Annotated in this window: 8 protein-coding genes; 5 read left to right on the top strand and 3 right to left on the bottom strand. The window is 36.5% G+C overall.

Annotated features, from left to right (window positions below):
* Positions 1–8: 8 nt before the first annotated feature.
* Complete coding sequence (locus N4A35_16805) at positions 9–1,841, top strand: SpoIIE family protein phosphatase (GenBank protein MCT4583073.1); 1,833 nt, start codon at positions 9–11, stop codon at positions 1,839–1,841.
* Positions 1,842–1,956: 115 nt separating this feature from the next.
* Here N4A35_16805 and N4A35_16800 read toward each other — a convergent pair whose 3' ends face one another.
* A complete protein-coding gene (locus N4A35_16800; protein ID MCT4583072.1) occupies positions 1,957–4,626 on the bottom strand; it encodes a gliding motility-associated C-terminal domain-containing protein in 2,670 nt (889 codons plus the stop codon).
* A gap of 62 nt (positions 4,627–4,688) precedes the next feature.
* A complete protein-coding gene (locus N4A35_16795; protein MCT4583071.1) occupies positions 4,689–5,246 on the bottom strand; it encodes a hypothetical protein in 558 nt (185 codons plus the stop codon).
* A 154-nt stretch (positions 5,247–5,400) separates the two neighbouring features.
* On the opposite strand from N4A35_16795, the gene N4A35_16790 reads away from it, so the two are divergent.
* Genes N4A35_16790 through N4A35_16775 form a run of 4 tightly spaced genes read left to right on the top strand, consistent with a single transcriptional unit; the run spans position 5,401 to position 14,456 of the window.
* Entirely contained in the window at positions 5,401–5,883 is a 483-nt protein-coding gene (locus tag N4A35_16790; GenBank protein ID MCT4583070.1) for a hypothetical protein, read from the top strand.
* Between the two features lie 9 nt (positions 5,884–5,892).
* Positions 5,893–10,407, top strand: coding sequence for a gliding motility-associated C-terminal domain-containing protein (locus N4A35_16785; protein MCT4583069.1), 4,515 nt, complete (start codon positions 5,893–5,895; stop codon positions 10,405–10,407).
* The gene (locus N4A35_16780; GenBank protein ID MCT4583068.1) at positions 10,407–13,520 is read left to right on the top strand and encodes a gliding motility-associated C-terminal domain-containing protein; all 3,114 of its coding nucleotides are present in this window, start codon (positions 10,407–10,409) and stop codon (positions 13,518–13,520) included. The genes N4A35_16785 and N4A35_16780 overlap by 1 nt, the downstream gene beginning before the upstream one ends.
* 3 nt (positions 13,521–13,523) lie before the next feature.
* Positions 13,524–14,456 carry a type IX secretion system membrane protein PorP/SprF gene (locus N4A35_16775; GenBank protein MCT4583067.1) on the top strand — a complete coding sequence of 311 codons (933 nt, stop codon included), beginning with the start codon at positions 13,524–13,526 and terminating at the stop codon, positions 14,454–14,456.
* Between the two features lie 110 nt (positions 14,457–14,566).
* Here the strand turns inward: N4A35_16775 and N4A35_16770 are convergent, their stop codons facing one another.
* On the bottom strand, positions 14,567–15,232 hold the full coding sequence (locus N4A35_16770) for a YceI family protein (protein MCT4583066.1): 666 nt from the start codon (positions 15,230–15,232) through the stop codon (positions 14,567–14,569).
* Positions 15,233–15,234 lie beyond the last annotated feature (2 nt).

The raw sequence follows: 15,234 nt of genomic DNA, 5'->3' as shown, positions 1-15,234 counted from the left end.
GAACTAACATGAGGTTTACGGTAGGTAAAAAAATAGGGTTAGGGTTTACATTAATAGGAGTGTTGTTATTGGCTATTTTTGGGGTTACCCTTTCAGTTCTTAAGGGGGCAGAGGAAACACTCAAACAAAGTATTCACAACAATAAAGAATATACAGAAATAGGTCAGCCTACTGTAGATGAATTGTTGGATTTAAAGTTTGGTTTAAATAATAGTCTTAAGTACATCCAACACATTACTTATCAACAAACCAAACCTGATGCTGTAGAAAGAACAAACTTAGATGAGATTCTTAAGGATAAAATTCCAGAAAATCTTCTTGTTTTAGATGCATTGCAAAAAGAATGGTCCAGTTCTCAAAATAAAGAAAATAGAGCTTTGTTGGCAGCAATTATCCAAGACGTTCGATCAGCAACAACACTTTATTATGAGACAATAGGGGATGTGTTAACTGGTTTTGAAGCTTATGAAGTAGAATTGTTTGCCTTGGGAGCAAGCACTAGTTATGAGTTGGATGTTGAACCAATGTTTCAGAAGATAATAAAGGATGTAGAGCAATTGTTGTTGATTAAAAATAAAGATTTAGCACAGCAAAAAGAGGAAAGTTCGCAATCTTTTTCGGATACCAATAAAGAGTTTAACCTTTTGTTTTGGGGGATACTAATAGCTGGAGGTGTATTGGTTGTAGGAACAATAATTATTGCAACATTTACTACATTAAGTATTACAAAACCAGTACAGGAGTTAAAAACATTTTTGATTGCTTTAGGGAAAGGTATTATTCCAGATCAACATATTAATCCTAGTAATGATGAGGTAGGTGAGATGGCAGTGGCTATGAATAACCTTGTTGATGGTTTAGAGCGCACCACAACTTTTGCCAATGAGGTAGGAAAAAGTAATTTTAACTATCCGTATAATCCATTAAGTGAAAAAGATACTTTGGGACATGCTTTGTTAGTCATGAAAGATGAATTGGCTGAAAGCGAAAGAGTGTTAGAGCAAAAGGTGGTAGAAAGAACGCAAGAGGTCGTTCGTCAAAAAGAAGAGATAGAACATCAAAGCGAACGTTTAGAGGTGTTGTATAAAGATATAACAGCTAGTATTCGATATGCAAAACGACTACAAGATTCGATCTTGCCTCAGCATGAATATATTCAGTCTTTATTGCCAGAGTCCTTTGTGTTGTTTAAACCAAAAGATATCGTTAGTGGTGATTTCTATTGGGTTCAACATACGAAACAAAAAGTGCTTTTTTCTGCTGTAGATTGTACAGGTCATGGTGTTCCAGGGGCTTTTATGAGTTTGATTGGAGCTAATGCATTAACTCGTATTGTAGGAGAAAATGGTGTGGAAAAGCCAGCTGTTATTTTGGATGAGTTAAACCGTTTGTCTTCTGAAGCCTTAAACAAATCAACAGAGGGGAATGAGGTAAGAGATGGAATGGATGCTGCAATTTGTAGTTTTGATAAGTCAACGAATGTCTTAGAATATGCTGGAGCAAATAATCCATTGTATTTAATTCGTAATGAAGAAGTGATTCAAATAAAGCCTGATAAATTTGCAATCGCAAGTTTTGCACCTAACTCAAAGAATTATACTAATCATGAAATTCAGATAGAGAAAGGAGATGTTATTTATTTGTTCTCAGATGGGTATGCTGACCAGTTTGGAGGTGAGCGTGGAAAAAAGTTTATGTATAAGCAGTTTAGAAAGTTGTTGCTAGATATTAAAGACAAATCACCTATTGAGCAAAAAAGTATTCTAAATGCTACGATAGAGGATTGGAGAGGTGTGCACGAACAAGTAGATGATATTCTAATTGTAGGGGTGAAGTTTTAGATCATCTTCATTCTAGCCTCAGGTCGTTTTCTAAAGATTATGATTTAGGTCTTATAAAAGGGATGGATTGGCTATCGTTTAGTTAATTTGTTTGATATCCAGATGATGTGTGTGTTTACTCACTGTCATGGTCTCTAAACAGATGGAAATATCCCTTTAGCTCTATAGGGTCAATTCCAGAAAGACGAATGGTATTGACTGTGCAAACATAGTAGTAAACCCCACTTGGTACAGGTTCTCCTGAGTCTTTGTGTATACCATTCCAATTGATAGCAGGGTCTGTACTCGTATAGACAATTTGCCCCCAGCGGTTAAAGATTTTTAAGTCAATGCTCTCTATATATCTGTAAGGTGCTAAGGGAGAAAAGTATTCGTTTTTCCCATCATTGTTAGGTGAAAAGACATTGGGAAGCCAATAAATTGGACAGTTGTCGTAGCACACAACGTTGCTGGAGTCACTTTCGTTGTTGTATTGAATAGAATCTAGCGAGGTAATGTAATAACATCCAGCTACTGAGCCATTGTTGTTGTGGTAAAAAATAGTGTCGTCAGCTGAGTTAATTGTGGCAATTAATTCCATGCTATCACCTTCTACAGCTGTATAATAGATGTTGTACCTAGTAACATCATCAGCGCAGTCGTTGTTGGGGTTGTTCCAGGTCAGCTTATTGGTTCCAATAGCACAGTCTCCGTCAATACTAAGAATAGGAGGGCAAGGAGGAGTTTTGTCAATAGGTGCATCACAAACCTCTTGAGAGAGGTTTTCAATAGGACTGATAATGTCAGGAGAAGAATAGTAGCCAATACTTTTTACGTAATAACAATATGTTTGTCCATTAGTGAGGTTTGTATCTGTGTATGTTTGAGCATTTGTTTGTCCAATCTGGGTGTAGTTACCCCCTATGCTATTTCCTCTGTAAATGATGTATGCAGTATCTATCCATGGTACATTTTCAGACCAATTTAAAGTAATTTGGTTGTCATTTGGAGTTGTCGTCAGGAAAACTGATCCTGCATTGTTTGAAGAGCCAACAATGCTATCATTTCCGTTGTGGTTATAAAATAGTTCTACACGATAATAATTAGGTGTGCTTACTGTGTTAATGTTGTTATGAACAAAAATAGTATCAGTATTGTATAGAAAGTTAGAGCTGTTGGTTTGTCCAATAAGGTTGTTAATGCTGTTAATCGTTGATCCATGGTATATTTTATAGTGATATGGACCAGGATAGATGTTAGTGTCCAGTTCTGATGGTTTTGACCACATGATGGAGTCTATACCTGTACTGCTATTGGTGTTGTTTACAGTGACGTGGGTCATGATAGGTACCTCTTTTTTAAGTCGAGCGCAGCTAGGTTCGGATGGGCAGCTTTCTACTTGTCCAGAACTATAAAATGCAGTAATAATATAACAATAGTCAATTCCTAAAGTTAAACTGGTGTTGTCAAAGAAATCGGTGTTGTTGGCTCCAAAAATTTCACCAACCTGAATAAAGCCATGGTTTGTTGGAACGGGGTTGTCGCAACAGTCTGGGAGAGTGAAGTTAGGGTTTGTTGTACGATAAATTCTATAACCTTCTGTGTTGTTGCAGTTAGATGGGGTCCAGCTAACGTTTACACCATTACCAAAAGGTGTAGCTGTTAGGCCTGTCACTTTTGGCGGGATAATTTTGATGCTTGTTTGTTGGTAGTCAGAAAATATAGGGTTGCCATCATCTTGTGCAGCAAATAGAATTTGGTAAGTGCCATTTTTAATATGAGAACAGTCAGTGGTCCATGAGAAATTTCCAGAAACTGGGTTGTTGCCATTGGTATTGAAAGTTGCAGAGCTTACGGTGTTAGAAAATGGCTGGCCAGAAGCTGTTAAGCTGATAACATCCCCAGCGTTAGGGTCATTGGCGTTAACGGTAAATTGTATAGTTTCTCCTGCGATAACACAAATGTCAGGAACAGGAGTGATGACTGGAGGGTCGTTGTTGCAATTGCTTTGCACAGTTAATTGAACATCTCTAATAACGTATCCAACTTCATATCCATTTCTCCATTCAGTTATTTTTATCGTAAAATTAAATTCTCCAATCATGTGGGGGCTATCCCAACACATCGTGCCTGTTTCAGGATCTATAGATAGTGTTCCTCCCCCTGAGTTCACTTGATGGGGAAAGAGATAGACAGTAGGTATTGGAAGTGCTTGCGCATTGAGCCCTAAGGGAGCTACTAGTTCATAAGATAAACTGTCTCCGTCTGGATCAACAGCTTGTGGGTTATAGCAATATGTTTTTCCAACACAAGCTATTGCTGGGCAAGGACAGTCATCAAAAATAAGAGAGTTGTTGGCTCCTCCATTGCCTAAAAAGGGGTTGATGACAAGTTTAGATTGTAGAGCAAAAACAACATTGTCAGAAGTTCCTCCCCCGTTAGGGTAAATGTTAAGAATGTTCGCATTTCTGTTGGGGTCTTCTACTTTAATAAAATAAGAACCGGATGTAACATAGGTGTGTGTCCCAATATATACGTTTTTTTGATGGTCAGGAAACCCTTGTATGGCGGTTACAGGAACAACTCTTGGTATGGTGTCACCCTCTCCATCTCCAAAGTCTATGTACAATTCCGAACGGTCAGCTTGAGCTGCAGAACTAATGTCTGTACAAGTTGTAATGGTAAAGCGATAGGTTAATCCAGAAACATGCTCATAAGTTATTTCACCCCCTCTATTATGTGTAGCAAAGGAAACAAGTGGCCCTAAAGCCAAAATGAATGATAATATTTTTTTTAATCGATGCATTCTTGATTTAATAACTATAAAGATACATAAATAGTTGCTTAAATGAATTGCGAATTGTGGGGTTATTTAAAATACTCAAGTTTGTTTAAAAATTCTACAATAAGCCTTTGTTGTTCTTCATTACAGTTTTTGCAATTGGAAATAGCAGCATTAGCGACACTGTTAATGGTAATGTCTTCAGGTGATGTTGCAGATTGTACGCCTTTATTAAGAATCAGCATCCAGTTTTCAATGTTGTCAAACCCCTCGTTGTTGAGGTGGTGTATCAATTCATTAGGGTAGTGAATAAAGAAAGAAAAAAGTTTGTTTTCAATAAAGGTTTTGTCATTTCCATCATAAACTTCATTGAGAATGATGTTTAGGGATTTTAGGTGTTTTTTTCTCCAAATAGAATCAGTTGTTTCTAGACTGTCAATAATGTCTAAACGGATGTTGTAGTCGATGCTGTCTTTATTACCCTCCATAATATAGAGGTATGCTTTTTTGGGGTTCATTTCGCCTTCCATTGTGTTGAGGTAATCTTCTCCGTCTATTTTAGAGAGCAACACCTCGGGTTCTTCCTCAAAAAAATGACATGCGTTAAATAAAAGAATGGTGGCAATAAAAAAACTCCATCTCATTTTAGTTTGTTTTAGTGTTGTGTTTTACTGTTGTTGTAGTATTTTTTTTGGTTTTGGTAGGGCGTAATAATTGATTTACTAAAAAATTAAAGTTAAATTTACACATTTATTATAGATTAGCCCTGTTAAAATTTATTAAAAATAATACTGACCTATGAAGAATATATTTTTCATTATAGCTGTTTTTTTTGTGACAATTTCTTATTCACAACTAAAACTAGATAGTAAAAAAACGATCACGAACGGGGAGCCTGTCTTTTTGAAGTATGTTAACGCGACAATTACCCCGCCTAAGGGCTATGTTTTTCTTGAAGAATACACCTCTTTTTTAAATGAATTTACCCATTCTTCTATTAGTGTAGTTAGGGATACAGCAGTTTCCTATAAGATGATGGTTGATGATTTGTTGGGGAGGAACTATGAAAGAAGTAAGGTTAAATTATTGGAAGAAAAACAAATGCAAGATGGACATTTCTTTGTGTTGTTGTTTGAGATCAATAATCAGCCGGTTGAAAGAATTTTGTATGTTGTAGGAAATGAGGAAGAGTCATTGTATGCTATGGCAAATTATAAACAAGCAGAAAAAGAAAAGTATTACTCCATATTGTTAGCATCTATTTTATCAATAAAATACTAGTTTTTTGATATGAGGTATTTATTATTTTTTCTTGTTTTTATTTGGTCGGTTTGTGGCTATGGCCAAACAACAACGATTAGCCAACCTGCCAATTTTTCGTCTACTAATCAGGGAATGTTTGGACCAAATAGTAATTTTAATCTAAACTTTGAGCTCCCATTATTTAATATACCTTGGAGTAATACTTTTAATCAGGATCAAACAGTAAGTACAATTGTAGGGACCTATGGTTATCAAGTCTCTGGAGGTACAAGTGGGCACTTTGGTGCGAAGTTCTATTCAAGGAATTGGAATGATGGGAACATAGATGTGAATTATCCTGTAAATATTTTGTTGACTTACCCTAGTAATAATAATTTTGAAAGAGGTGAAACCATTACGATTCAAACGGATTATACTGTAGATCCTTCAGCGCAGTTACTGACCACATTCCCTCAAACTGGAAATGTAGGATTAGAATTAGATTTTAGTTTACGTTTTTACTTAACACCTTTGTTGTGTTTTGTCTCATGTACGCAGGTTGGAGCCTTTGATACAGGAAATCTTTCAACCACTTTAACCATATTTGATGTTTCTCAAAGTCAAGTGCAATATGCCTGTCTTTCTCCAACATTAACTTGTTATACGTCGCTTTTGCCAGCAGAAGTAGATGCTGGATTTGGGATAAAAGGGACTTTTGATATCCCTAATGTACAAACAACATCAACGTTAAGAGCAGACAAATGTTTAGAAGCTAATGGAGAAGATGATTACGCTAGAGTGCAGTTAGAGATTTTTAAGTTATTGGGAGCAATGCAAATTCCAGGAATTAGTAATGTGCTAAGAAATTTATCTAGAGGAGAAACCTGCTTTTTTGAAAATGAAATAGATAATAATGGAGATACTATTCGTAAAGAATATAATGTTTGTTATGAGTACACTTTATTAAGTGCAGCATTTGGAATGGATGTAGTCAATAAACAAGATTTTGTTTTTTGTCCTGAAATTTATACCTCAATTAAGTTCCCAGTTCCTGTTCAATATACAGTAACTGATCCTTCTGCAGGGAACTCTATAGTGGAAGGTCCTAGCCAGAGTGATTCAATTACTGTTAAAGTTGGAAACAATATCAACTTTACTTATCCCTGTAACTATGAATATATGGACCTCACTCCCTTTCATGACATCACCAATACAATCAGTAATCATACCTACGATGAGTTACAATTTGGCTTTACGATGAAAGCACTATCATTTTCAATTAAAGTAGATGGGTTCGGGAATGGTGAAAATGTCGATGATTCCACCTCCTCAGTTGATGATTGGAGTTGGTCAATAGGACCTTTATATCAGAATACTATTCCGCTTGGTACTTTAAATGGTTTTGAATGGTTTAATGATTCATGGGAGTTGCCAGGTTTTGATAGTATTGTAGGTACACCATTTCGTTTAGTTCCTAATGAATATTATGCAAATGCCAATAACACCACAAATGTTGATTGCTATGGAGAAAATACAGGTGGGTTTACAGCAAATGTTACCAACGGAACAGCTCCATATACCTATAATTGGAGTGATGGAACTGCAAATACTTCTTCTTCAACTTCGCTTTCAAATACTTCATTAACAACAGGTAATCACCATGTTGTGATAGAAGATGCCAACGGTTGTATGTCTTACGCTAGTTATAATGTAACTGGTCCAACTGAAGCATTGCAGATTGGCGCTAGTACTATCGCTGGAGTGAGTTGTAATGGAAATAATGATGGGACCATCAATTTGGCAGTTTTCGGAGGAACAGCACCTTATTCGTATAGCTGGAGTAGCGGAGCAGGTAATAGCTCAATTAGTAATATTGGAGGTGGAACGCAAGCAGTAACAGTTACTGATGCTAATGGGTGTACACTCAATCAGTCTTTTAATGTTCCTGAACCTAACGTGTTAACTGCAAGTTTTGAAATTAAAGCAGTTAATTGTTTTGGAGGAGCAGATGGAGAAGTCGAAGTGATTCCTTCAGGAGGAACAGCACCTTATAGCTACAGTTGGTCAAATGGAGCATCTACTAAGATAACCAATGGATGGAGTGCAGGAAGTCATACAGTTACCATAACAGATATCAAAGGATGCTCAAATACGGTAAGCTTTACTGTGAGTCAGCCCTCATCAGCGATAGCTACAACAGCAAGTGTGAATCATGTTAGCTGTTATGAGGGGACTAATGGTTCTTTAAATGCTTCTACAACAGGAGGAACTCCACCATATTCTTACCAGTGGGCAGATGTCAACTATAATTCTCATTCAAGTTATAACAGTTCAGCAACCAATGTTTATGCTAGTGATTGGACAGCTATAGTTACAGATGCAAATGGTTGTGTAGAAAGAACAACTTTTGCTGTCACACAACCTTCAGCGCCATTAAATGTTGGCATTACACCATCACATGTTTCTTGTAAAAGTGGAAATGATGGAAGAATAGACTTAACTGTTTCTGGAGGGACTCCAGGTTATTCGTATAGTTGGAGTAATGGCCAGTCTGGACAAAGTGCAACCAATTTAGTTGCAGGAGCATATAATTTAGTGGTAACAGATGCTAATGGTTGTTCTTTCGATTCTACCATTGCTATTACCGAGCCAACCAATAGATTAGAGGCTAGAATAGAACAAAAAGATGTGACTTGTTTTGGAGATGATAATGGACAAGCAGAAATAGAGCATACAGGAGGAAATCCACCATATAGTTATAGTTGGACCACTGGAGAGACCTCGGCAATTATTTATCAGTTAGATGGAGGAAGTTACACAGGAACGATCACAGATGGGAATGGTTGTGTGATAGCTATTCCTTTTACGATAATTGAAGCTCAAGCGCCTATTTCAATTACAGGAACAACTACGCATATCGATTGTAAAGGGAATGGCAATGGAGCTATTAATACTGTTGTTTTAGGAGGAATTCAACCTTATCGATATGAGTGGCATGATTCCTATTACGCTCATCTGTATAATAATGCTCCAACAATTAATAGTTTAGAACCAGATACTTATACATTAGTAGCAACAGATACCAACGGTTGTTCAACAGAACTTTCTTTTGAAGTAACAGAACCAGCATTGCCGCTTTCATTAGATGATACAGTTAAACAAGTATCTTGTAGGTATGGTTCAGACGCTTACATTGATTTAACACCTTTTGGAGGAACAGCTCCTTATACATTTAGCTGGAGTAATGGAATGGTGACAGAGGATATTCAAAACTTAGCAGCAGGACAGTATAGTGTTGTAATTACAGATGCTAATGGGTGTCAATTAACAAGAGCTTATACGATCACCCAACCAGAATCTAGCTTAAGAATAATCGACTTTGAACAACTCAATGTAAAATGTAAGAATGGAAATGATGGGTATGCTAAGGTTGTCGTTTATGGAGGAACTCCAGACTATACTTACTCATGGTCAAATGGAGTAACTACTGATACTAATTATCATTTAGTCGCAGGAGTCTATCAAGTGAGTATTACTGATAGTAACCAATGTACAATAGACACGACTATTACCATTACAGAGCCAGATTATTTATTAATAACAAGCGTTGTAGATAGTGTAAGGTGCCATAGTTTTTCAGATGGAAAGATCACAGCTACTGTAACAGGAGGAACTCTTCCTTATAGAATCGCTTTTGGAGATTCAACTTATTCTATGATGAATACAGGGAATAGTTTGGTAGCAGATAGTTTAATTGCAGGGCAGTATTATATTTCTGTGTTGGACAGTAATCTTTGTCAATTTACCCAAGCTGTAGAAGTGTATGAACCAGATACGTTAGTTTGGAAAATAAATGCATATCCTGTTTCTTGTTATGATGGTAGTGACGGAAGAGGAAACTTAACAATTACAGGAGGTATTATCCCGTATCAAGTCGAATGGAGCGATGGAAGTACTGATGAAGATTTAACCAATGTGACAGCAGGAGAATATAGCGTAACCATAACAGATCGAAACAATTGTGTGGTAGAAGGAACTACGGTAATCACTCAACCAGACTCGATAACACTTAATAGTCGTATCCAAGGAACAACTTGTATTGATAATCACGATGGAAGCATCGATATTTTTATAGATGGAGGTGTAGGAGATTATAGTTACCTGTGGTCGAATGATGCTATTACTCAAGATATTTATAATTTACCTGGAGGAGAATATTATTTGCAATTGATGGATCAAAATGGTTGTATGCGAGTGGATACGTTTTTTGTGAATATTGCTAGAATTGACTGTATTGACCCTCCTAATGCTTTTACTCCAGATGGTGATGGGTATAACGATACTTGGGTGTTGGAAAATATTCAAAATTATGAGGGGGCAACCATACAGATTTTTAATAAATGGGGAACTTTAATCTTTGAAAGTGATCACAACTATGAACCTTGGGATGGAACTTATGAGGGGAATCCTTTACCTTCTGCAACCTATTACTATGTTATCGATTTACATCGAGAGTCAGCTCCATATACAGGTCCATTAACTATTGTAAAGAAAAATAAGTGATGAGAATTATCATATTCATTTTATTGTTGTTTGTTGGGTATTCAAGTTGGGCTTGTCCAACAATAAATATTTCCAGCACAGATGTGAATTGTTATTTAGGAACTAATGGAGCAGCAACAGCTACTATATCAGGACCTGATGCGCCATTTACAGCAACTTGGTCAACAGGTCAGAGTACAACAGTAGCTAATGGCGGGACCACATCTATTTCTAATTTGCCAGCTGGAGTGTATACATTGTATGTTGTAGATCAGCTAGGATGTACTTCTACTCATGTCGTTTCAGTAGAAGAGCCGTCTCCTGTTTCTGGAGTGATTAGTAATACCGCTGATGTAAGTTGTAATGGAGGTTCTGATGGTAGTATTGATTTAGATCCAGTGGGGGGAACACCTTCGTATACTTATAGTTGGAGTAACGGATCAAGTAGTCAAGACCCTAGTGGATTGTCTGCGGGTAATTATTCTGTAACAATAACTGATGCTAATGGGTGTACATCGAATTCAATTACAGCAATCATTGGAGAGCCAGCGGCACCGTTGACATCAACAATAGCAGTAGTTGATGCAAAATGTTTTGGTGAGAATAGTGGAGTAATTGATTTGTCGCCATCAGGAGGAACTTCACCTTATACTTTTGCTTGGAATAATGGAGCAACAAGTGAAGATTTGAATAATGTTGCCTCTGGAACTTATAATGTCACCATTACTGATAATAATGGATGTACTGCCACCAATAATGCGACAATAAATCAACCAACAGCAATACAATCTTCTCTAACTAAAGTAGATGTGTTGTGTTATGGAGGTTCTGATGGAGATATTAATTTAACAGTGAGCGGAGGGACTCCGTCTTATACCTATCATTGGGCTAATGCAAGTTCTATTTTAGTAGCAACAACAGAAGATTTGGTGAATTATCCTGCAAGTACATACTTTGTTACGATTACAGATGCCAATGGGTGTGAGCATATTGATAATATAGCGATCAATGAACCACCGTTATTAACCACTTTTTTAATTCCTACTCATATCAAATGCTTTGGGGATAATACTGGAGCCGTTCAAAATAATGTGGGTGGAGGAACACTGCCATATTCATATAACTGGAATACAGGGGCTAGTTCTCAACATTTAATCAACCAACCTGCAGGAAATTATAGTGTTACCATTACAGATGCTAATGGGTGTACGGTTTCAGATAATACAGTATTAACACAACCAGATGCACCTTTAGCAACCTCTTATGCTGTTACCAATGTGACCTGTTTTGGTTTTTCTGATGGATTAATAGACTATAATGTTACTGGAGGTACAACTCCATACAGTTTTGATTGGAATAATGGACAGTATATTACAGAAGATTTAGATTATGTGCCAGCTGGTTTATATACTGTTTTAGTAACAGATGATAATAATTGTACAATATCCAATAGTATAACAATTACTGAACCGCCAGCATTAGTTTCTAATACTGTAGCTACAAATGTATTGTGTTATGCAGATACGAATGGAATGATCGATTTAACAGTAACAGGAGGAACCTTGCCTTATGAGTATCAGTGGGGAAATACAAGCTCTGTATTGATTGATACCAATCAGGATTTAACCAATTATCCTGCGAATACTTATTATGTTAAAATTATTGATAGTTTAGGATGTGTGTTGTTTGATGAAGATTCTATTACCCAGCCAGATGAGTTGATCTCGGAATTAATTCCTACTCATGTTTTATGCCATGGAGATACAACTGGTGCTGTAGCTACAACAATAACAGGAGGTGTTCAGCCTTATACTTTTGATTGGAATAATGGACAGTTTGCTATTGAAGATTTAGTCAATTTACCTTATGGTGGCTATGGTTTGCAATTAACAGATGCTAATGGGTGTCCTTTAAGTGATTCAACTTATTTGGAACAACCTCATGAACCGCTTTATGCTTTTTACGATATTATAAGGCCTTCTTGTTTTGGCTATGATGATGGGCAAGTCTCTTATACGGTAGAGGGAGGAACTGCTCCTTATGATTACTTATGGAGTAGAGGAGATACAGTGTTAACGCTATTTGATGTTGTGGCAGATACCTTGATTTGTACCACTACAGATGACCATAATTGTGTTTTGATCGATACGGTTATTGTAACACAACCTGATCAGTTAATGATCGATTCTGTAGTGACGGATGTTTCGTGTTTTGAGCTTTCAGACGGAGCTATAGATGTTACAGTAACAGGGGGGACAATAGGGTATGATTATTCTTGGACAAATTCTACTTATGAGTTGAGTGTCAATACTGAAGATTTAGTGAACTATCCAGCAGATGAATATATTGTACAAGTGATAGATTCTAATGCTTGTGAAGCATACAGAACTATAGTAATTAGTGAGCCGCCATTGTTAGAGGGAGAATTAGATGTACAAGATGTAACTTGTTATGGCGAAAACGACGGGAGAATAGAGGCTATTATTACAGGAGGAAATAGTGGGGGGTATTTTTACCCATGGAATAATGGAGACACGACTCAAATTATTGAAAATCTACCTCCTGGTGTTTATGAAGCAACCGTTTATGATACCAAAGGGTGTGAAGTTTATGTAAGAGGTGTGGTGCATGAGCCAGAACCAATTGTGATTCATTATGAGTTATTCCCTTTGAGTTGTAGAGATATTGCAGATGCCGCAATTGAGACTGAACCAACAGGAGGAAATGGTGGCTTTGCTTTTGATTGGGATTATAACAATGAAACAGGGCCTAATATCTATGATTTGTATAGTGGAGATTACACCCTAACAGTTACCGATATTCTAAATTGTACTAAAGACACTACAATAGTAGTGCCCGTTAATGAGCAGCCATGTTTAACCCCGCCTTCTGCTTTTACTCCAGAAGGAGATGGGTATAATGACACATGGTATTTAGAGCATATAGAACTCTACCCTGAGTGTGAAGTGATAATATATAACAAATGGGGTAAAGTGGTGTTTGAATCTATAGGATATTCCGCTCCTTGGGATGGAATGTTTAATGGAAAGCATTTACCTGCCGCAACCTATTATTATTCAATAAGAATTATTGATGATGCTGTTTATACAGGTCCTGTAACAATTGTACGATAAACTATGAAATATCTATTTTTAATATCATTATTTGCCTCTTTTGTAAGTTTTGGACAACAATTGGCTTTGCAAAGTCAGTATATGTTTGATAAGTTTACTATTAATCCAGCTTTTGCTGGTACGCAAAAAGGAATTCCTGTTCACATAGGAGTGCGCAGACAATGGTCAGCAATCAAAGAGGCGCCAGCAACACAGTATTTGTCTACTAATATGAATATATTTGGTGGTTTAGGTGCAGGAATTACGCTTTATAATGAAGCAGCAGGGCCAACTCGAAGAACTGGATTAGGTTTAGCTGGAGCGTATCAGTTTTCATTGTTTAAATCTGGTGAGAATCATCATCAGCTGTCATTAGGACTGTCAGGTACTTTGAGTCAACACGCTTTGGATAAAAAGAAATTAGAGACGTATTTACCAGATGATCCTACAATAATAGCAGCTTATGATAATCAATTGTTGCCAGATGCAACTTTTGGAGCTTATTATCATAATGCAGATAAATACTTTGTCGCGCTATCTATTGTTAACCTTATTCAAACTCAAACTGATATTTATAATATAGCTAATGATGTTAAGAATAATTTTGTGAGGAACTATTACCTAATGGGAGGGGTAAATATTGATGCAAGTGATGTGTTGACAATTCAACCAGGTTTTTTAGTGCAAGCGATAGAAGCATTACCGATGCAGTTTGATATTAGTTCTAGATTTATTTATGAAAATAAGTATTGGGTAGGGGCTTCATATAGGCATCAAGATGCAATTGTGGCGATGTTTGGTTTTAACTATTCAGGAGTTGAGTTTGGGTATTCTTACGATGTAACGACATCTAATATTAAGACGTATAGTAACGGTTCGCACGAACTACATCTAACCTACAGAATTGCGCCTAGAAATGGATTAAAAGGGGGGAAAAGAGGAGCTAGATATTTTTAAACGTATTTTGATAGTATATAAATAAGGAAAATAAAAAGAGGGCGTTTAGCCCTCTTTTTTTAACCAATTAATATATGATTAGTGAGTGTTTAGATTACTCACATCAAAACTTACTTTCCAATAGAAGTTTCTATGGTCAGTGTGATATCATTGCTAATGATATAATCAGCAGGAACTCCTTCAGCTCCTTCTTTGTTGTACTCATTCCCCCATTGTGTTCTATCGATTGTAAATGTTTGAGAGTTAATGGTTACTTCATTATCAGCAATGTCAATTTTAGCATCAAAAGAAATGCTTCTTTCAACTCCTAATAAAGATAAGTTTCCAGTTATTTTTGAGTTAAAATCACCTTCTTCAAGAGGAGTAACTTCTGTTAATTCAAATGTAGCATTAGTAAATTTAGCAACATTAAAAAAGTCTTCATTTTCTAAGTGCCCAACTAGTTTTCCGTAATCTTCAGAGTCTTTTTCTAAATCTTCAACATGAATAGTTGACATATCAATAGAAAACTTTCCATTGGCCAATTTTCCATCAGTAACTGTAAGTTCTCCTTCAGAAACAGAAACGGTTCCATTATGAGCTCCTACACCTCCAATATGAGATCCCATCCACTTCACAACACTTCCTTCTTGAATAGTAGTGTACTTAACAGAAGTTTCTTTTACTTCTTCATGTTTTACTTCTTTTGCTTCGTGCGATTCAATCTTGTTTTCTGCTTCACCACATGAGCTTAAAAGTGCAGCGAAAGCAAAACCTGTAATAAATATTTTTTTCATGG

Source organism: Flavobacteriales bacterium, from assembly GCA_025210295.1.
GTDB lineage: Bacteria > Bacteroidota > Bacteroidia > Flavobacteriales_D > Parvicellaceae > S010-51.
This window is presented reverse-complemented; position numbering and strand designations above follow the sequence as displayed.